Annotated in this window: 16 protein-coding genes; 6 read left to right on the top strand and 10 right to left on the bottom strand. The window is 63.6% G+C overall.

What is annotated here, in order from left to right; genetic code table 11:
- Positions 1 to 91: 91 nt before the first annotated feature.
- Entirely contained in the window at positions 92 to 871 is a 780-nt protein-coding gene (locus tag F561_RS0107040; protein WP_019009247.1) for a helix-turn-helix domain-containing protein, read from the top strand.
- Between the two features lie 19 nt (positions 872 to 890).
- On the opposite strand, the gene F561_RS0107035 is transcribed toward F561_RS0107040, so the two are convergent.
- The 4 genes from F561_RS0107035 to F561_RS0107020 form a co-directional block, all read right to left on the bottom strand.
- The gene (locus F561_RS0107035; RefSeq protein WP_019009246.1) at positions 891 to 2,306 is read right to left on the bottom strand and encodes an MFS transporter; all 1,416 of its coding nucleotides are present in this window, start codon (positions 2,304 to 2,306) and stop codon (positions 891 to 893) included.
- 272 nt (positions 2,307 to 2,578) lie between these two features.
- Positions 2,579 to 3,850 (bottom strand): vWA domain-containing protein, encoded by a 1,272-nt coding sequence (locus tag F561_RS0107030; RefSeq protein WP_026298668.1) that lies wholly within the window; start codon positions 3,848 to 3,850, stop codon positions 2,579 to 2,581.
- A gap of 122 nt (positions 3,851 to 3,972) precedes the next feature.
- The gene (locus F561_RS27125; protein WP_169389494.1) at positions 3,973 to 4,818 is read right to left on the bottom strand and encodes a MerR family transcriptional regulator; all 846 of its coding nucleotides are present in this window, start codon (positions 4,816 to 4,818) and stop codon (positions 3,973 to 3,975) included.
- Between the two features lie 105 nt (positions 4,819 to 4,923).
- Entirely contained in the window at positions 4,924 to 5,889 is a 966-nt protein-coding gene (locus F561_RS0107020) for an ArsR/SmtB family transcription factor (protein WP_019009243.1), read from the bottom strand.
- Positions 5,890 to 6,319: 430 nt separating this feature from the next.
- Between F561_RS0107020 and F561_RS0107010 the strand changes: the two genes are divergently transcribed.
- The 5 genes from F561_RS0107010 to F561_RS0106985 all read left to right on the top strand — a co-directional run bounded on the left by F561_RS0107010 (position 6,320) and on the right by F561_RS0106985 (position 11,637).
- Entirely contained in the window at positions 6,320 to 7,615 is a 1,296-nt protein-coding gene (locus tag F561_RS0107010; RefSeq protein ID WP_019009241.1) for an ABC transporter substrate-binding protein, read from the top strand.
- A gap of 230 nt (positions 7,616 to 7,845) precedes the next feature.
- Positions 7,846 to 8,793 carry a carbohydrate ABC transporter permease gene (locus tag F561_RS0107000; RefSeq protein WP_019009239.1) on the top strand — a complete coding sequence of 316 codons (948 nt, stop codon included), beginning with the start codon at positions 7,846 to 7,848 and terminating at the stop codon, positions 8,791 to 8,793.
- Positions 8,790 to 9,668, top strand: coding sequence for a carbohydrate ABC transporter permease (locus tag F561_RS0106995; RefSeq protein WP_019009238.1), 879 nt, complete (start codon positions 8,790 to 8,792; stop codon positions 9,666 to 9,668). Before F561_RS0107000 ends, F561_RS0106995 begins: the two co-directional genes overlap by 4 nt.
- Positions 9,669 to 9,676: 8 nt before the next feature.
- Positions 9,677 to 10,741: a glycoside hydrolase family 43 protein gene (locus tag F561_RS0106990; protein WP_245556452.1), complete on the top strand. Its 1,065-nt coding sequence runs from the start codon at positions 9,677 to 9,679 to the stop codon at positions 10,739 to 10,741.
- Positions 10,738 to 11,637, top strand: coding sequence for a glycoside hydrolase family 43 protein (locus F561_RS0106985; RefSeq protein WP_019009236.1), 900 nt, complete (start codon positions 10,738 to 10,740; stop codon positions 11,635 to 11,637). The genes F561_RS0106990 and F561_RS0106985 overlap by 4 nt, the downstream gene beginning before the upstream one ends.
- Before the next feature lie 77 nt (positions 11,638 to 11,714).
- Here F561_RS0106985 and F561_RS0106980 read toward each other — a convergent pair whose 3' ends face one another.
- The 6 genes from F561_RS0106980 to F561_RS0106955 all read right to left on the bottom strand — a co-directional run bounded on the left by F561_RS0106980 (position 11,715) and on the right by F561_RS0106955 (position 18,485).
- The gene (locus F561_RS0106980; RefSeq protein WP_019009235.1) at positions 11,715 to 12,302 is read right to left on the bottom strand and encodes a hypothetical protein; all 588 of its coding nucleotides are present in this window, start codon (positions 12,300 to 12,302) and stop codon (positions 11,715 to 11,717) included.
- 47 nt (positions 12,303 to 12,349) lie between these two features.
- Positions 12,350 to 13,660 (bottom strand): ABC transporter permease, encoded by a 1,311-nt coding sequence (locus F561_RS0106975; RefSeq protein WP_019009234.1) that lies wholly within the window; start codon positions 13,658 to 13,660, stop codon positions 12,350 to 12,352.
- Complete coding sequence (locus F561_RS0106970) at positions 13,657 to 14,421, bottom strand: ABC transporter ATP-binding protein (protein WP_019009233.1); 765 nt, start codon at positions 14,419 to 14,421, stop codon at positions 13,657 to 13,659. The genes F561_RS0106975 and F561_RS0106970 overlap by 4 nt, the downstream gene beginning before the upstream one ends.
- The gene (locus F561_RS0106965; RefSeq protein WP_245556451.1) at positions 14,418 to 15,809 is read right to left on the bottom strand and encodes an efflux RND transporter periplasmic adaptor subunit; all 1,392 of its coding nucleotides are present in this window, start codon (positions 15,807 to 15,809) and stop codon (positions 14,418 to 14,420) included. The genes F561_RS0106970 and F561_RS0106965 overlap by 4 nt, the downstream gene beginning before the upstream one ends.
- A 125-nt stretch (positions 15,810 to 15,934) precedes the next feature.
- Positions 15,935 to 17,002: a TolC family protein gene (locus F561_RS0106960; protein WP_019009231.1), complete on the bottom strand. Its 1,068-nt coding sequence runs from the start codon at positions 17,000 to 17,002 to the stop codon at positions 15,935 to 15,937.
- Positions 17,003 to 17,093: 91 nt separating this feature from the next.
- Positions 17,094 to 18,485, bottom strand: coding sequence for a TolC family protein (locus F561_RS0106955; RefSeq protein WP_019009230.1), 1,392 nt, complete (start codon positions 18,483 to 18,485; stop codon positions 17,094 to 17,096).
- Positions 18,486 to 18,624 lie beyond the last annotated feature (139 nt).

The raw sequence follows: 18,624 nt of genomic DNA, 5'->3' as shown, positions 1-18,624 counted from the left end.
GTATTCTCAGAATGTGTCTGCCTTCTCCACATCGCCACCAGAGCGGGAAGAGGTATTTGGGCTGGCCTGCTGGCGAGGACAGCCGGGGGCCATGTCAACTTTTCACCGTCACCGCGAGATTGAACTTAACCTGGTGTTGCGCGGTTCGTTGACCTACCTGATCGGGGGCCGCCGCCTGACCGTTTCTGCCGGACAGTTGGCGCTGCTGTGGGGGGCGATGCCTCACCGCCTGATGAGCAGTAACCCGCAGACCGACGTTTTCTGGCTCACTGTTCCTCTGGGCGACGTGTTGCGCTGGAATCTGCCGCAGCCTCTAGTACAGGCCATCCTGGGCGGGCAAGCCGTTCATTCAGAAGCCACAGACGCCACCGATCAGGGACGATTTGCAAGTTGGGCTGCCCTCCTGTCAGAGCAAAGCAACCCAGAAACGCGGCGAATCGTCCTGCTGGAGCTGGAGGCGCGGTTGAGGCGGTTGGCGCTGAACTGGAAAGAACTTCCCTCCAGAAAACCCAGGGGTTCGCCGGGCATCAGCGCAGCAGACCACGTGGAACGAATGGCTGCATTGATAGCCGAGCAATATCAGCAACCACTGAAGGTGGCGGAGATTGCCGCCGCCGCTGGACTACATCCCCATTACGCCACCACGTTGTTTCGGGCGTCCCTCGGTGTGGGTCTCAGCGAATACCTGACCCAGTCACGCATCGCCCACGCCCAACGCCTGTTGCTGACCACCAATCTGCCCGTACTGGACATCATGCACGAGGTTGGATTCCGCTCGACCAGCCGGTTTCACGAGGCGTTCGTGCAGGCGTGTGGGATGACTCCAGGGGCATTCCGGCGGGGGAGTTGGCCCCAAAACTCACTGGAGTGACCGGAGCGCCGCCCGCCGATCAATCTGCCGAACGAACCTGCAAACGCACTGCCACCAACCGCGCCAACACTGCGCCCACCAGCGTCACCGCGAAGGCCAGCGCAAAAGCCGTACTCAGCGGCGTGGCCCGCGCGATCAGTGCGCCGCCTGCCCCTGCGGCCAGCGCGACCATCAGGACTTCTATGTTCGCCAGCTGACCCGACAATTCACCCGCCCCCTGACCCTCCGAATCCACGGTGGCAAGAGCAAAAAGACTGTTGCTGTTGTAGCCGATGCCCATGCTGAGGCAGGCCACGAACCAGCCCACATAGGCGCTCCAGAGGGGGAGACCACCCAACACACCAGCAGTGGTCAGCAGAAGTCCGCTCAGGACACCGAGCATCCCTGCACGCACGCGGGCAGGTCGGGTCTGAGAGCCGAATCGCCGTTCCAGTTGCGCCTGCACCCACGATCCCAGTGTCCAGGTGGCCCCACCGATGCTGAGCAGACCGCCCGCCTGAGTGAGCGTGAGGCCGCGCAGTTCGTGAAGGGCCAGCGGCAAAAAAGAATTGGTGCCCAGCAGCGCGAAGGCCGCCAGGCCGCGCACGGCCAGCGCCGCAGGCAACCCACGCCGCGCCTGCCAGAGACCTGCCGGAAACAGCGAACGTGAAGTCAGTGCCACACCCGCCAGACCCACAGCGATCAGGATCAGCCCCCAAATGTCGGGACGGCGCAGGCCTTCTATCAGCGCCCCAGACGCCACCGACAGCCCCAGCGCAGGCCACAGCACCCGGCGGCTTCCCAAGCTGGCCGCCCCGCCGCCACCACCATGTGCGGAGGACTGGGGCGCACCCCGCAGCGGAAGCACACACAGCGGCGCACCCAGCACCAGCACAGGGAGCAGGCCCCAGAAGACGGCCCGCCACGACCAGGCGTCGGCAATCAGGCTGGCGATCAGTGGCCCCGTGAGAGCAGGAATCAACCACGCACTCGAAACCGCTGCCAACATGCGGGCGCGGGCCTGTTCGGGATAGCGGGAGGTGATCACCGCAAACGGCAGCAACCCCAGCCCGCCTGCGCCCAGACCCTGCACCAGTCTGCCCAGCACGAACGCAGGCATATTCGGGGCCAGTCCTGCGACCAGCAAGCCCAGCGCAAACACCACCAGAGATACGGTGGCTCCCACCGCCAGCCCCCGCCGGTCCGACAGCAGGCCCGTGAACACCGCACCGAACAGGCTGGAAAGCAGGAAGGCACTGGACGCCCATCCATACAGAGACAGTCCTTGCAGATCGGCAGCGACACGCGGCAACACCGTGCTGACCGCCATCGCCTCGAACGCCACGATCAATACCACCAACAGTAACCCGGCGCTGAGGGTGGGCGGGACAGTGGGTTCGCCAGATGGACTCAGCGCGGTTGGGGAAGAGGAACGGGCAGCACGCACAAACGGCATCTTTGCACAGCAGAAGACAACAGTCGTGCAACTGTGAGGGAAAGACTCCCTCCATGAGCGGCCTGTCTTTTTTGAGACGAATCGGGCAGACCCAGGAAAACAGGCCATAGTTCCAGAAACCCTGTGGCAGAGCAGTTGAGTAGGTCGTAGTTAGTAGAGCGTGCGCCCCAGCAGCGAGAAATCTGAGGAAAAGGACGGGGAGACCCGGCATCAACGCTCGCCGTCCAGTCTCCCCGTCCTCCTCTGAAATCAGTCTCTGGGTTCGTCCTTCTCTAGTCCTTGCTGCGGCTGCGGTTATAGCTCTGGCTCATGGCACGTTTGCGGGTCAGGGTCTGATCGATGTCGGCATTGACGGCCAGATCGTCCAGGGCCTGCGCTTCCTGCTGCGCGACTGGTGCGGGCAAGAGGGGGGAGTATTCATCAAAAGCCCTCCGGCGCGAGTTCAGGGCAAGCTGCGCTCCGGCCACGTTTCCGGCGTCCAGCAACTGCACGGCGTCCTGCTTGGCGCGGGCATTGTGCAGCAGTTGCTCGGCCAGCCGCACGGCGCTGTTCTCGGGCAGAGCAGCGTAAGCATCGGCACCCAGCACGGGCAGGTTGAGCTGAGCACGCAGGCTATGCCTCACACCGTCGCGGCCCGTCCAGGCCAACCGAATCCGGGTCACGCCGATATCAGAGGATTGGGGCGGTTGCGCGGGCACCCGCAGCGTGAATACCACCTCCAGAGGCCGCTCGGCAATCAGGTTGGGCAACTGGTGGCGGCCCAGATCATTGCGGATCAGCGAGTTGATGACCTCGACTCTGGACACCTGCAAGGCCGGATTGGGTTCGATTCCCAGACTGACGGTACGGCCCACCGTGCGCGAGAAGCCCTGCAGTTCGGCGGCAAAGAAGGCGGGGAGGGCCTCGACATCCTCGATATGTTCAAAGTTGCCGTCTCCGGCATCAGCCATGCCGCGCAGCAGGTCTTCCTGATAGTGGCGGCCCAGACCCACCGTGCTGGTGCTGACGCCCCGCGCAGTCAGGCCGCGCACATGTCCGGCAATCACGTCTGGGCGCTGTTCGCCGCAGTTGGCCTGCCCGTCGCTCAGCAGCAGCACCCGGTTCAGGGCTTCCGGGTTCAGGTGCTGGGCAGTCATGGTGGCCCCCTCCAGCCAGCCTGCGTGCAGAGCAGTCGAACCGCCTGCTGTGATGCCCTCCACTGTCCGGCACAGGCTCTCGGGGTCGGTGACCAGTTGCGGCGCGATCAGCAGTTCGACCGTATCGTCGAAAATCACGACGCTCAGGCGGTCTTGAGGTTCCAGGGCACGGATGGCCGTCTGCGCCGCCTGCCGGGCCATCTCCAGAGGGTGGCCGCTCATGCTGCCGCTGCGGTCAAGCACCAGCGAGAGGTTGATGGGCGCACGCGCTCCCGCACGCAGTTGGGGTGCAGGGGGAATGATTCGGGCCAGAACAGTCACCTCCTGCGCCTGACCCACAAACATTCCGGCTTTCAGCGGCAACAGTTCGACCTGGGGTAGATGGGTGGGAGCAACAGGAGTGGACATAGGAGACCTCCAAAATGGTCAGGCAAGAGGGCGCAACATCAGCGTGAGCAGCAGCGTAGAGCCACTTCTCTGGAACACCCAAAGTCTACATCAACAATTCTAATTGTCAACAACCTAGGGTGTCATGGTTGATCTTGCTCTGTTCTCTCCCTAGATTTCCCCTGACCCGCGTCATCGCCTGACGTGCCCTCGCTGGCCTTGTGCAAGGCGAGCAGTGACGCCCGGAGATCTTCCATCAGGGCGTCCCATTGCCGAGGATTATGGGGCCAAGCCATATCGCCGCTCACCTGTAGTTCCAGGCCGCGCCGCACCTGGACTCGGGTCAGGGCTTGCGGTTTTCGGGATGGTGACGGCACCAGCGACGGGTTTGCCGCGACACCCAGCAGCGGCGGAGCTTGAGGCGCAGGGGCGGGCGCAGACAGAGAGGGAATCATGAGCGGCGTGCTTTCCAGTTTCGGGGCAGGGGAGAGCAGAGCCGGGGGGAGGGCTGATCTGCGGCGAATTCCCGCAAGAAACGACAGGGCGTCCTCGCCGTCTTCCGGCGGAGCTTCCAGACTCTTTTGGAGACGCTCCGGCATTGCGGCGTGGCCCCCTGAACTGCCCAGGCCATCGCTTCCCTGCAAGGCCAACACCACCAATTCATCCTGAGTCCGGCCTTCGAGGGCAGAAGTCAGGACTTTTCCGCCCAATCCGTCAGCCATCAGGCGGCGCAGGGCCAGCAGTTCCAGCAACTGCCTGCGCGTATACCGGGCTTCACGTCCTTCACGGCGCGGCGCACTCAGCAGGCCCTGGGTGGTGTAATGCCGCACCAGCCGCGCATTCACCTCGTCTTTTGCACGTCCGGAGCGGTCTTCAGGCAACAGGTAGACCAGCCGCAGATTGGCCTCGTGTACCAGTTGCTCTATCCCGCCGGTCCAGTCGGTTGCTACGTCCAGCTCCAGTCCATCCAGCCCCACTACGTCCAACATGGCCGCAGGGTAACAGGCGCGGCGGCCCATTGACCATGTCTGCTGAACATAGAGCGCTAGGCCGTGACCTTATGCTGGACCTACACGGGTTAAACGGGCACTGCCTCAGCGCACACTGACTTTGGGCACGTCGTTCGGGAACACGTAGCTCGTTCGCATCACGATGTCCTGCTCGTAGTTGCCAAACTTGCGCCCAAACAGATTCAGGCCGGAACAGTTCCGGGCATCCGGTTTGACACCGAGGCGAACCTTGATCTGATTGGCGCCCTGAATCTTCAGGTCGTGCAGAGTCACGTCGGAGAGGCGCTCTCCATCTATATAGGAGCCGTCTTCGGTGACGATCCAGTGCTTCAGAAGGCCGTGCGTGGTCTGATCTTCGTTCCACCAACGCGGCGTGAGGCGGGTCCGGACGCCGCCGAAATCACCCGGACTCGTGAAGGTGCCCACTTCCTGCCCGTTGATCCACAGCGTGATATCGGAAGGCCACTCCGGGTCGTACTGCGGCGCTTCCGAGCAGATTTCCATACTCAGGTCGAGTTTGTCGGGAGCCGCTCCGTAGGGAAGATTGTTGGGGAAAATGTATTCCACGTAACCGGATTTGCCGAACCACAGGATCTGGGCGTACACATGGTCAGGTTCGTATAGAGAGCGTGGGTTGTCGAGCATGCCGATGATCTTGGTTTCGGAAGCGAGGCCGCAGGTCGGCTGGGCCTCGATATGCGCGTAGTTGCCGATGGGCATCGACACCGTGACCTGATCGGGCTTGGATTCCACCGCCGCGCCCGGCACCTTGTAGATGATCTCGTCAAAACGCTTGGAACACAGTTTTTGTGATCCCCGCGTGCCGGGTTCGTATTCCACGGAGATCAGCCCGGCGGCCTGCAACTGCTTGAGATTGAAGTTGACGGTGGAGTGCGGCAGATTCAGCGCATCGGCCAACTCGGACACGTTCATGACGTTGTGAGACAGCATGCTCAGAATCAGCAGCCGAGTTTCATTGGCCAGAGCTTTCAGGACGCCGAGGGCCACCTCTCCTTCCAAAGTCAATGTGCGGTTTCCAGAAGCAGGCATCTCTTCTCCTTTTGGGACGACTATAACAACATTTAATCTGAACTGGTGAGTTTCCAACGATCAGCTATCATGATCGAATCATTGACTGCAGAAAAAAACGCGTCCCTCACGCATAATTTTCGTACCATTCAGCGGATTCTGTTTTACTTCCGGGTCAGATAGATGAACATTTTGTTGACTTGTAACAAAATAAGCTGTTAGTATCACCTCACCAAGCGGTCACAACTCAGAGCAGATCATTCTGCACGTCACGAAGGAGGAGGACAGTTGATTGATCCCCCGCACCACGGCCCCGGCCCATATCGTGCTTACGGCTTGATTTCGACCCTGATGTCTCTGCGATACTGCTCTTCCCCCGCTGGTTTCTACATCCATCCGCACGGCTCTCTCGTGCGAACATCCGCGTCACCTCATCTTTAGGAGGCAGCCTATGAAACGTTTTGCCCTGACTCTCAGCTTTGCCCTACTCGCCGCTTCATCTGCATCCGCCCAGAAGGTCAGCCTGACCTATCTTCACGGCTTTACCGGGCCTGACCGGCCTGTTATGGAAGGGCTGGTCAAGAAGTTCAACGACAGCCACCCGAATATTGAGGTGAAGGCGCAGGCCCAGCCCTGGGGAACGACCTGGCAGCAGTTGCCCGCGTTGGTTGCCTCGGGCCGCGCTCCTGACCTCGTGGTGATCAACGAAGACCAGATCACCGGCTTCGTGGCACGTGGGGCCGTCTCGCCCCTCAGCGACGCCGAGCTGAAGACCGCAGGCATCGACAAGGCCAAATTCTTCGGCCCACTGTTCAAGACCGCCGATTACAAGGGCAAGTCCTACGGCGTCCCGATTTCCAGCGTGGCCTACGCGATGTTTTACAACAAAGACCTGATGAAGAAGGTCGGACTTGATCCCAACAAGCCTCCCCGCACCCGCGCCGAGTTCCTGAAGGCCGCACAACTCTGCACGGTCGACAAGAATGGCAAGAACTCCACGCAGGCGGGCTTTGATCCCAAGAATCTGGACACCTGGGGCGTCAGCCTGTACAACAACTGGGTCGGAGCACGCGCCGCGTATGCCGCCATCCTGCAAAACGGCGGTTCGATGGTGAACGGTGCCCAGAACGCGTCCTTCAACTCGCCTCAGGCCGTCAGCGCCGTGCAGTTCCTGGTCGATCTGGTGCAAAAACAGCGCGTCGCCCGTGCCAACAGCACCGAGGAAGCCGAGCTGGCCGCCTTCTCGCAGGGCAAGGTCTGCATGTTCCCCAGCGGCCAGTGGTACCTCGACCGCTTCGAGACCCAGAAGATGAACTTCGGCGTGACCTTTATGCCGCGTGTGGGCGGAACGGCCAGAGACGCCGCGTGGGGCGGCTCCAGCCACCTGACGCTGCCCAAGCAGCCCACCAATTACAGCGCTGCCAAGCGCAAGGCCGCCCTGGAATTTATGGCGTGGCTGGCCCAGCCAGAGCAGAACCTCGCCTGGACAGCCACCGGAAGCCTGCCCACCCAGTCCGCCGTCGCCAAGAATCCCAAGTTTGAGAAAGCAGCCATCAGCGGCATCTTTGACCGCCTCGGCAGCGTGTACGCCACCAGCGGATTCCCCTGGGTCGGCCAGGTCATGGGGCCGTTCGACGCCGCGTGGGAAGCCGCCTATCTGGGCAAGAAGACCGTCACTCAGGCACTGAACGACGGCGTGGCCGAATCGAACAAGCAGATCGACCAGGCCCGCAAGAACTTCAACTGAGCGCGGCGGCCTGAAAGTCTGAGCCAGGAAGTTCAGAAGAAGTGGGAGCGGTCAGGTTTCCTGTTTGGGAGAATGCCGCTCCCCTTGCTATGCCCCGGTCAGCAGTTTCAGGCCGACCCCTGGTGCAGCTTCAAACTGTTGTGATTCCAGCAGGCCCATTTCCCGATTCGATGCTTCCAATGTGCCGTGCTCAGAGAAGCCGGTACACCGTCCTGAGCGAGGTATGAGCCATGACCACCACCCACGCGCCGCCCGGCCAACACACCGCTCCTCACAAGCGCAGCAGGATTTCGCTGGAGCCTTACCTGTACCTGCTGCCGCACGCCGTCCTGTTTTTCGTCTTTACGGTGTATCCCATCGGTTACGGCCTGTATATCAGCATGCACCGCTGGGATCTGCTCAACAGCAACCAGCAGTTCGTGGGATTTGAATTTTTCCGCAACCTCTTCACGGCGGGCACGCCTCAATTCGAGTTTTTCTGGCGCACGCTGCTCAACACCACTTTTTTCACGGTGGTCAGCGTGCCCCTGCTGGTGGCTTCGGCTCTGGGCCTGGCCGTGTTGCTGCACCGTCCGATCTTCGGGCGTTCCTTTTTCCGGGCCGTCTTCTTTATGCCGGGCATTCTCACGGTCTCGGTCATGGGCATTCTGTGGCGCTGGATGTTCGACAACCAGATCGGGCTGGTCAATGCCGCCCGCGACCTGCTGACCGGGGCGGCCCCGATTCCCTGGCTGTCCACAGAAGGGCTGGCCTGGGTTCCCATCGTGGTGGGCACCATCTGGTGGACGCTGGGCTTCAACATGACCCTGTATCTGGCGGCCCTGAGCAACGTGTCGGTCAGCCTGTACGAGGCCGCTTCTCTGGACGGCGCAAGCCCCTGGCAGCAGTTCCGGTTCATTACCTGGCCGATGCTGACGCCCATCACGCTGTTCGTGGTGATCACCACCGCGCTGGCCTCGTTCCAGCTGTTCGGGCAATCGCTGACCATCACCAACGGTGGCCCCAGCCGCAGCACCCAGAGCGTCATTCAGTACATCACCGAGGAGGGCTTTACCAACTCGCAGATTTCCAGCGCCGCCGCGATGGGCTTCGTGTTCGGCCTGATGATGCTGATTCTGACCGGGGCACAGTTCCGGATGATGGCGCGTGACGTGACCAGCAGCTCGGAGGGCAAATGACCATTACCGCGCCTCAACCCACCCAGACGGCCAACGCACCTTTCAAAAAGCGCCGTCTGCCGCGTGATATTCCCCGTTTCCTGATCCTGTGTGTCCTGTCGATTCTGTTCCTGGCTCCGGTGTACTGGATGATCAGTACGTCGCTGAAAACCGAGGCCGACGCCATCGCCTCGCCCGTGCAGTGGTGGCCCGCGCATCCCACGCTCGACAACTACGTGGCCGTCCTGACCTCACCCGACGGCAATATCTTGCGTTGGACCTGGAATTCCCTATTCGTGGCGCTGACCTTCACGGTCATTCACGTGGTCGTGTGCGCCCTGACCGCCTACCCCTTGGCCCGCATGAACTTCAGGGGCCGCAACGCCTGGTTCTGGATCATCCTGTCCAGCCTGATGATTCCCGGCATCGTGACCCTGGTGCCCACCTACATCATGATGCTCAATTTCAACTGGATCAATTCCTATCACGCCCTGATCTGGCCGGGGGTCAGCGGAGTCTTCGGCGTGTTTTTGCTGCGCCAGTTTTTCGTGGCAATTCCCAGAGAACTGGAAGAGGCGGCGACCCTGGACGGAGCGAGCAATTTCCAGATTCTGTGGCGCATCATCTTGCCGCTCAGCGTGCCGTCGCTGGTCACGCTGGCCGTGTTCGCGTTCATGGGGTCATGGAACAACTTCCTGTGGCCGCTCTTTACCGTCACCGACGTGGACAAGATGACGCTTCCAGTGGGCATCACGACCTTCTCGCAGCGCTACACCACCGAATACGGCAAGCTGATGGCCTCGACCACGCTGGCCGCCGTGCCCGCCCTGATCGCCTACCTGGTGGCCCAGCGCTTTCTGGAAGCGGGCCTCTCCACCACCGGACTCAAGGAGTAGTGGCCGACGTGTCTATCCATCTCTTCTCGGGCCTGAAAGGGCTGTCTGGGGCTGCCCTGCTGGTGGCCGGAATGTGGGGGGCGCTGGCTGTAGCGGGAGGCACTGGCTCCGCACCCACCGCCTCTGCCCCTGCCACCGGCTCTGCCCGCACTGCGGCCACCTTCTCCAACCCTGTGCTGGACGCCAATTTTCCTGATCCATTCATCCTGCGCTCGGGGGCGACGTACCACGCCTACGCCACCAACGGCAGCGGGGGCAACGTGCCGCACGCGGTCAGCAAGGATCTGGTGAACTGGACCGCAGCGGGCGACGCCCTTCCCAAGCTGCCCGCCTGGGTGAAACCGGGCCTGACCTGGGCACCTGAAGTGGCGCGGCTGGGCAACAAATACCTGATGTACTACACCGCCCGCGACATCAAAAGCGACCGCCAGTGCATCGGGGTGGCTGTGGGGGTGCAGGCGGCAGGGCCATTCTCGCCCGCAGGCGGCGGCCCGATCGTCTGTCAGGCCGATCTGGGAGGCAGCATCGACGCCAGCCCCTTTATCGACACCGACGGCAAAGCCTACCTGCTCTGGAAAAATGACGGCAACTGCTGCAACCTAACCACCCAGATCTTCATTCAGCCCCTCAGGAGCGATGGTCTGCGCCTGACCGGAAAAGCCACCGACCTGATTCAGAATTTCCAGTTGTGGGAAGGAAGCGTCGTGGAAGCGCCCACCCTCTACAAGGCGGGCGGCGTGTATTACCTGCTGTACTCGGGCGGCCCCTTCGACAGCGACCTGTATGCCGTGGGCTACGCGACCAGCAAAACTGTGACTGGCCCCTACAAAAAAGCTGAAGAAAACCCCGTGCTGATCAGCAAAGGCGCAGTTGCTGGCCCCGGCCACCAGACCATCGTGACCGACGGGGCGGGGCAACCGTGGATCGCCTACCACGCCTGGACGACCGGGCAGATCGGCGATAGCGTAGGCTACCGCAGCATGCGAATCGACCAAGTGACTTTCAGCGGCGGCAAGATGCGCGTCAGCGGCCCCACCCTGACCCCTCAGACAGCACCGAAGGCGATCCGGTGAACGGCCCGCGTTACTCCGGCTACTTTGCCGATCCTTTCGTGCTGGCCTGGCAGGGTCAGTATTACGCCTACGGCACAGGCCACAACGGGGGAGAGGATGGCCGCGCCTTCGAGATCCTGTCTTCGCCCGATCTGGTGAACTGGACCTCACGCGGCGGAGCCTTGACGCCCCTGCCCGGTGAACCCCGCGACTACTGGGCACCTGAAGTGGCGCAGTCGGAAGGCACGTTCTACATGTACTACTCGGCAGGCGTGGGCGACAAGCACCACCATCTGCGCGTGGCGACCGCGTCCAGTCCACTGGGGCCGTTTACCGATCAGGGCCTCAACCTGACCCCCGGCGAACCCTTCGCCATCGATCCTCACCCCTTTCAGGACAAGGATGGTCAGTGGTATCTGTACTTTGCCCGTGACCATCTGGACGGCGAGCGCGTCGGAACCTCGTTGGCGGTGATGCCCATGCAGGACATGCAGACTCCCGGCGGCCCCGTGACAACTGTCTTGCGGGCCACCCACGACTGGCAACTCTACCAGCGCGAACGCTCCATGTACGGGCAGACCCTCGACTGGCACACGTTGGAAGGCCCTTTCGTGGTGCATCGCGGCGGCCTGTATCACTGCTTTTATTCAGGCGGCGCATGGACCAACGAGACCTACGGCGTGGGGCATGCAGTGGCCGAACATCCGCTGGGGCCGTGGCGAGAACCCGCAGAGGGACCAGTGGTTCTGGCAAGCGGCCTGAACGGACTGATCGGCCCCGGTCATAACTCGCTGGTGGTGGGGCCGGACGGTCAGGACATGATCGTGTTTCATGCCTGGAACGAAGAACGCACCCAGCGGCAGCTGCACCTCGCGCCGCTGGACTGGGCCTCGGGAAGTCCACGCCTGCACAGCTGAACCGAGAGTTCATAGCAACACGGCAGGCCCGCTCAGGATGAATGAGCGGGCCTGCCGTGTTGGTGGTTCTTCCCGGCCTACTTTTTCTTCAGCAGGGCGATGTAGCTGTTCAGGGCATCAGCGCCCCGCCCTTCCTTGAAGGGATTGAAGGTGCCGGGTTGCCGCTGACCCGCCTGACCTGTTCCGGCCTGCCGCTGCGCGTTCTGGCCCCCCGGACGCTGGCCGCCCAGCAGCCCACCGGGAATTCCCGGAACACGTGCCGTCTGCCCATTTTGCCGGGCGGCCCGCTGCGCCTGCTGTTCTTTCTCGGCCTTGATCACCAGGGTATCCAGCGCCGTCAGTTGTTTTTCGGTCAGGATTTTGTCTTCGATCTGGGTGAGGTATTTTTTGGCATCGTTGGGCTGCACCGCCGCCTTCTGCAACGTCGTCAGGATGGTCAACAGCGTTTTGGCCTGCGTCCTGGTGATGGCCGTCGCCTTGTTCTTTTCCAGCTCGGGCAACAGGCGCACCGTCTGAGACAGGTCGATGATGGGCTGCATGGCGGCCATTCGCGCCCGCATTTCGGGGGTCATCTGGAAGCCGGAGCCAGCAGTCTGGGCCGCAGCAACGGAAGCGAGCAGCAGGGCAGTGGTCAGAAACAGAGGATTGGAAGGCTTGAACGGCATGGGTGTTCTCCTTGACATGGGAATGGGTGTGGGATTCCGGGCAGTCTCTATTCGTAGCGCAGGCTTTCCACGGGATCGAGGCGGGCGGCTCTGGCGGCGGGGTAGTAGCCGAAAAACACGCCCACCAGGGCACTGAACACGAACGCCACCACGATGGGCGTGGCCGAGAACACCGGGCTGATGCCGAAGCTGTTGCCCGCATAGGCCGTGGCGATCCCCAGACCGATGCCGATGATGCCCCCGCCCAGACTGAGCAGCGCGGCTTCCACCAGAAACTGGGTCAGGATGTCGCGGGGACGGGCACCCAGCGCCTTGCGAACGCCGATTTCGCGGGTGCGCTCGGTCACGCTGACCAGCATGATGTTCATGATCCCGATGCCGCCCACCAGCAGGCTGATCCCCGCAATCGCGCCCACCAGCAGCGTCAGCGTATTGGTGATGGTGTTCAGGCTGGCGAGGCTGTCGGCCTGATTCTGCACGCTGAAATCGAGGTTGTCGGGGTCGGTCTGCTCGTGGCGGGTGCTCATCAGGTCGGTCACGTCGGTCACGAGGGCCGTGAGATCGTCTTTGTCGGTGGCCTGCAAATACACGTTGCTCACGGTGGGCTGACCGCTGGCGCTGTTGGTGCGGCTGAAGCGCTGAATGTAGGTGCTCAGCGGCACGATCACCTGAGAGTTGGCGTTGCCGAAGCCGCTGTTGCCCTTGTCGGGCAGCACGCCAACCACCGTGAACGACACGCCGCTCAGACGCACTTTCTGGCCCACCGGGTCGGGCGTATCGGCAAACAGGTCGGTGACCACCTGAGCGCCGATCACGGCCACGCGCTTGCGTCCGTCTACATCCGCCTGAGTGAAGTAACTGCCGCTGGCAACGGGGCTGTTGCGGACTGTCTCGTAGGCGGGCCAGGTGCCCAGCAGCGTCACCTGCGCGTTCAGGTCGCCCGCTTTGGCCTGAACACTACTCTGGGCGGTGGGAGCCACGCCCGCGATCCGCGCACCGAAGGCGGTACTCAGCGCCTCGGCATCTTTGAGGGTTACCGTCTGGCGGGGGCCTGCCCGCACCAGGCTTCCGCCGCCGCCCCCACGCGCACTCTGCACGGTCAGCAGGTTGGTGCCCAGCGATTCCAGATTGCGCGTGATGCCCGCCGTGCTGCCCTGTCCGATGGCCGTGAGGGCCACCACCGCTGCCACTCCGATAATCACGCCCAGCGCGGTCAGAATGGAGCGCAGAGGCGTTCCGACGATGGCCCGCCAGGCGATCACGAAGGCCCCGCCCAGGCCGATGCCGCCGCCTCTGCGGGGCCGCGCCGGAGCAGAAGCGGGCACAGGCCGCACCGTTTCACCCGCCTGAACGGTCATGCCTCACCCACCGCCTGGGCGACCGGCAGAGGCGCGGCCACCCCCGGACGCCTGGGCACCTGCTGGCGGTCGCTCTCGATCAGGCCGTCTCGCACCCGCACCACGCGCTCCGCGTAGGCTCCGATATCGGCCTCGTGCGTCACGATCACCACCGTGGTTCCCTCGGCATGGAGGGCACAGAACAGGGCCATCACTTCCTCGCTGGTGCGGGTATCGAGGTTCCCGGTGGGTTCATCGGCCAGCAGCAGACGCGGGCTGCCCGCCAGGGCGCGGGCCACGGCCACCCGCTGTTTTTGCCCACCGCTGATCTGGCTGGGGCGGCTCCCCGCTTTGTCGGCCAGTCCTACCCGCTCCAGCAGATCCAGTGCCCGCGCCCGGCGTTCACGGGGCGGCACTCCGGCATACACCAGCGGCACCTCCACATTTTCCAGCAGGGTCTGACGGGGCAACAGATGGAACGCCTGAAAGACGAATCCGATGTCCTCGTTGCGGGCGCGGGCCAGATCATTTTCACCCAGTGTGGTCACGTCACGGCCTGCCAGATGGTAGGAGCCGCTGCTGGGGCGGTCGAGCAGCCCGATCACCTGCATCAGCGTGGTCTTGCCGCTTCCCGACGGCCCCATCAGGGCCACCATCTCGCCCTGAAGAATGGTCAGAGAAACCCCGCGCAGCGCCTCGAAAACCAGTTCGCCCTGCGTGTAGATTTTGCGAATGTCCTGGAGTTCGACCACCGCAAGGGGGGCAGCAGCAGCAGCGGTCATGGTGCGCCGCCAAAGCCACCGGGAGGACCAGCCACGCCGCCCTGACTCTGCGTGCGGGGCGATGTACCAGACGTGGTGCGCGTGCTGCCCGGCACCACCACTTCCTGCCCCGGAGTCAGGCCACTTTTGATCACGGTATTCGTGCCATCGGTGTCGCCCAGTTCGACCCGCACCCGCTCCGGCTCGGTGCCCGCCGCGCCCTGCACCTGCACGTAATGGCGCGTCCGTACCGTTTCAATCGCCTTTTGCGGCACGATCAATCCCTGGTCTTCGCTCTGCACGATTTCGGCCTCGGCGGTCATGCCTGCCCGCAGCACGCCGTCCGGATTGGGCAGGCGCACGGTGGCCGTAAACACGCTGATACCGCTGGACTGCGTGGCTGCCGGAGACACCCGCACCACCTGTCCGGTAAAGGTTTCGCCGTCCACGGCGTCCAGGGTGACGCTGGCGCTCTGGCCCACCTTCACACCCGCGATCTCGGTTTCGTCCACCTGTACGGGCAGTTCCAGGGTGGAATCGTCCATCAGGGTGAGCAGGCCTGCCGCGCTTGCCAAGACTGCGCCCTCGGTGGCACTCACGGCACTGACCACGCCCGTGATCGGGGCATACACCTTCAGGGAGGTGCGGGCCTGCTGCGCCGTTTCCAGGCTGGCCTGCGCCTGCTGCACGGCAATCTGGGCACTCCGCAGGTTCTCGGCGTCGCTGCTGGCGTTGGTGCTCAGTTGGGTACGCGACGCGGCGGCGCTAGAGCGGGCGCTGGCGAGGTCGAGTTCAGCTTTGGTCACGGCGTTCCGGGCGTCGCCCAAAGCCTGCTTGCTGACTGCGCCGATGACGGCAAGCTGTTCCTGTGCGTTCAGGGTGGTGCGGGCCTCGCTCAGCGACTGTTGCGCCTGGGCCACATTTCCCTCGGCGCTGGTCACGCTGCTCTGCCTGCTGGCCGCCCCAGACACCTGAGAAGCCCGCGTCGCGTCCAGGCTGGCCCGCGCCTTCTGGAGATTCAGTTCTGCGGTTTTTACGCTGTCCTGCACGTCATCGCTGGTCAGGGTGGTCAGCAGTTGTCCCCTGGTGACCCGTTCGCCCACAGCGGGCAACGCGCCGACGGTGACGCTGCGGCTGACCCCAACCGTGCGGGTCGCGCTGGCTTCCAGCGTGCCGGGACCGCTGACACTCACGCGCACCACGCCCCGCTGTACAGGCTGCGTCTGGATGGTGGGTACCGCCGTCTGGGCCTGCGCCGACCGGTTGCGGGTCACGATCACCCCCCCGGTCACGCCGCCGATCAGCAGCAGTGCTCCCAGCACCCAGGGCCAGCGGCGACGGGCCGGGCGAGCGGGAGTGCGCGGCAGGGTGGGCCGGGGCGGGGAAGGATTGAGCATAGGTTCAGTCATGGGGGAACCTTTTGAACAGCGTGAGTGGTCAGTGGAGAAGGAAAAAAGCGCGGGGCAGGGGAGAGCAGAACCCGTGCGGCATTGGGGCATGGCTCAGGACGGCTGGTCCAGAGCTGGCCTGTTCCTCAGAACGTTCCCCCGATTCCGGTCAGGTTCTGCCCCGCAGCCACCGACAGGCTCGCCAGAGCCTGCAACACGTCCGTCTGGGCCTGAAGTCGGCTGTACTGGGCTTTTTTCAGCGTGAGCTGGGTATTTTGCAGGTCTACGGCGCTGATGGTGCCGCTTTTCAGGCGGGCGGCGTCCTGCGTATAGGTCTTCTGGGCGGCACCCTCTTTGCTCAGCGCCACTTTCAGCAGTTCGGTGGCATTGTCTACGTTCTGGTACGCGCTACTGAGCGTGGTGGTCGCGTTCTTCTGGGCCGAATCCAGGCCGCGCTGGGCATTGGCAAGGGCAGTGCGGGCATCCTGAAGGGTACGGGCAGGCGTAAAATCGTTGTCGGCCAGTTTGACGCTGAGTTGGGCAGAGGCCACCTCGTTGCTGGCCGAGACGACGGCGGTCAGGTTGGTGTTCAGGCCCGTTTGCAGGCTCGCCAGCGGTGTCTTGAGGGCCGGCACGTTGCCCTGTGCCCCGGCCCGCACGCCCGCCGCAAGTCCGGTGGCGACGCTCAGCTTGCCGCTGGCGAGGTTGACCTGTGCGCGGGCATCGGCCAGATTCTGCTGAGATCCGGTCAGGGTATTGCCCGCATTCTGCACGTCCAGCGCGGTGGCGTTCTGCACCTGCAATTTCACCTGCGCCACCTGAAGCCCCTTCTGATCCACCTGCACCTGAAGCGTCTGCAATTCCACATTTTCCTGCGCTTCCAGCAACGTGGCGTAAGAGTTGATGGTGGTCTGAAGGGTACTCAGGCGGGCACCCTTGAGCTGCACCTGCGCCAACGTCAACGTGTTTCTGGCGTTCAGCTTGGCGGCGGCCAGAGCGCTGGGGTCGGCCTGCTGCGCGGTGTTGGCCGCCTGAGCCTTCTCCAGATTGGCCTGCGCGGTCCGGACATCGGCCCCGTTTTGCAGGGCGGCCTGTACGGCGGCGCTCAGGGAAACGGGAGCGGCAGTCTGGGCCACCACAGCAGCGGGGCTGAGCAGCAGGGCGAGCGTGAGGGCCGCTTTGGACAGGGAGTGGAACGGTTGAGGACGAATCATGGGAAGCCTCCAGCGGCGTGATGGGGGAAATAGGGAAGAGCAGGGAGTGTTCAGAGCTACCGGCTCAAGGTCCAGAGTCAGGCTCTTCAGGCTAATACACCGAATTTTCAAGTTGCAGCAGGGCCTGCTGCGCGGTACTGCGGGCCTGTACAAGATTACGCTGGGCCTGCACCAGCGAGATCTGGGCCGCCGTGACTTCGTCCTGCGTGCCTGTTCCGGCACTCAGGCGCAGGCCCGCCGCGTCCAGTCCGGCCTGCGCCACCTGCACCTGAGTTTCGCTGGTTCTCAGATTGATGGTGGCGGTCTGGGCCGCGCTGTAGCGGGTTCGCACATTCAGTTCGGCATCGCTCTGGGCGGTGTTCAGGCTCAGTTGCGCTCCGGTCACGTTGGCCTGCGCTGCCGACACCTGCGCCCGCACGCTGGGTGAGTACACCACGTAACTTCCGGTCAGGCTGGCGCTCAGGCGGTCTGCACCCGCGCCCGTGCCCAGTGGCAACGTGTAGCCCACACCCGCCGTACCGTCTTTCACGTTCAGATTGGCGCTCAGGCCGCCGCTTCCAGACGGGCCGTAGCGCAGGCTGGCATTCAGGGTGGGCAGATTGGCGTCACGTTGCTGGGTATTCAGGGTGTCCTGCGCGTCTGCGAGGTCGTTGCGGGCCTGCACGACAGCGCGGCTGGAGGTGCGGGCACGGGTCACGAGTGCGGCCAGGTCGGGCAGAGTGAAGCTGACCGGCGGCTGGCTGGAAAATACGGTGCCCGTGAGGTCCACATTCAGCAGCGCCGACAGATTGCGGCGGGCGGCGTCCAGGTCGGCGGCGGCATTCAGGGCGCTGGCCTGTGCGGTCAGCACGTCGGCCCCGGCGCTCAGCACGCTCTGCGGGGTGGCATTGCCCAGATCGGCCTGGGCCTGAGCCACCGCCTGCTGCCGCTGCCGAAACGCCAGAGTCTGATTTGCCAGCGCCACGTCCTGCGTTGCCACCACCGCTGCCAGATACTGCGAATAGACGTTCAGGCGTGTACTGGCCTGCGTTTCGCCCAGCCGGGCCTCGGCCAGCGCGAGGCTGCGGGCTGAGGCCTGCAGGGCCGTCTGACTGCTGGCCCAGGGCAACAGGCCCAGATTGATCTGGACGCCCGCACTGCCGCTGAGACTGGAGGCCGTATTGACGGTGCTTCCATCGGCGGCGGTACTGGCAAACCCGCCCGAATATCCGGCGCTGCCGTTCACGCTGACCGACAGGCCCAGTGCGCTGCGGGCCGCCTCATAGTTTTGCTGCGCCACCTGCACGCTCAGGCGGGACGCCGTGACCGATGGAGCCTGCGTCAACCGCGCCAGAGCGTCTTCTAGGGTCAGAGTTGGGAGCGCCCCGGTCTGCGCTGATCCGGTCTGGGCCAGCCCAGTGGCAGACAGGAGAAACAGGCCAAGTGTCAGGGTTCTGAGTTGGATGGCCCCTGAAGAACGGGGCGGCGGCTGGCATCGGCTCATGGCGTTACTCTGGGCCGGGCGCACGAAGACCACGCGAAGGCTTTTTGAAGATTTGTCGAAGACGCCTCGAGCCGCACGCAGACGCAAGATCATCCACTTTGGCGCAGGCACGGGCCTTGAACACCTTCGCACAACCTTG

It is taken from the genome of Deinococcus aquatilis DSM 23025 (assembly GCF_000378445.1).
In the GTDB taxonomy this organism is placed as follows: domain Bacteria; phylum Deinococcota; class Deinococci; order Deinococcales; family Deinococcaceae; genus Deinococcus; species Deinococcus aquatilis.
The sequence above is the reverse complement of the archived record's forward strand: the minus strand, read 5'-3'. Positions and strand labels throughout refer to the sequence as shown.

Excerpts from the sequence above, each read along its gene's own strand:
- F561_RS0107035 (WP_019009246.1), bottom strand. The coding sequence starts at position 2,306 with ATGCCGTTTGTGCGTGCTGCCCGTTCCTCTTCCCCAACCGCGCTGAGT.
- F561_RS0106975 (WP_019009234.1), bottom strand. The coding sequence starts at position 13,660 with ATGACCGTTCAGGCGGGTGAAACGGTGCGGCCTGTGCCCGCTTCTGCT.
- F561_RS0107020 (WP_019009243.1), bottom strand. The coding sequence starts at position 5,889 with ATGCCTGCTTCTGGAAACCGCACATTGACTTTGGAAGGAGAGGTGGCC.
- F561_RS0107040 (WP_019009247.1), top strand. The coding sequence starts at position 92 with ATGTCAACTTTTCACCGTCACCGCGAGATTGAACTTAACCTGGTGTTG.
- F561_RS0106955 (WP_019009230.1), bottom strand. The coding sequence starts at position 18,485 with ATGAGCCGATGCCAGCCGCCGCCCCGTTCTTCAGGGGCCATCCAACTC.
- F561_RS0106995 (WP_019009238.1), top strand. The coding sequence starts at position 8,790 with ATGACCATTACCGCGCCTCAACCCACCCAGACGGCCAACGCACCTTTC.
- F561_RS0107010 (WP_019009241.1), top strand. The coding sequence starts at position 6,320 with ATGAAACGTTTTGCCCTGACTCTCAGCTTTGCCCTACTCGCCGCTTCA.
- F561_RS0106980 (WP_019009235.1), bottom strand. The coding sequence starts at position 12,302 with ATGCCGTTCAAGCCTTCCAATCCTCTGTTTCTGACCACTGCCCTGCTG.
- F561_RS0106970 (WP_019009233.1), bottom strand. The coding sequence starts at position 14,421 with ATGACCGCTGCTGCTGCTGCCCCCCTTGCGGTGGTCGAACTCCAGGAC.
- F561_RS0107030 (WP_026298668.1), bottom strand. The coding sequence starts at position 3,850 with ATGTCCACTCCTGTTGCTCCCACCCATCTACCCCAGGTCGAACTGTTG.
- F561_RS0106960 (WP_019009231.1), bottom strand. The coding sequence starts at position 17,002 with ATGATTCGTCCTCAACCGTTCCACTCCCTGTCCAAAGCGGCCCTCACG.
- F561_RS0106965 (WP_245556451.1), bottom strand. The coding sequence starts at position 15,809 with ATGACTGAACCTATGCTCAATCCTTCCCCGCCCCGGCCCACCCTGCCG.
- F561_RS27125 (WP_169389494.1), bottom strand. The coding sequence starts at position 4,818 with ATGTTGGACGTAGTGGGGCTGGATGGACTGGAGCTGGACGTAGCAACC.
- F561_RS0107000 (WP_019009239.1), top strand. The coding sequence starts at position 7,846 with ATGACCACCACCCACGCGCCGCCCGGCCAACACACCGCTCCTCACAAG.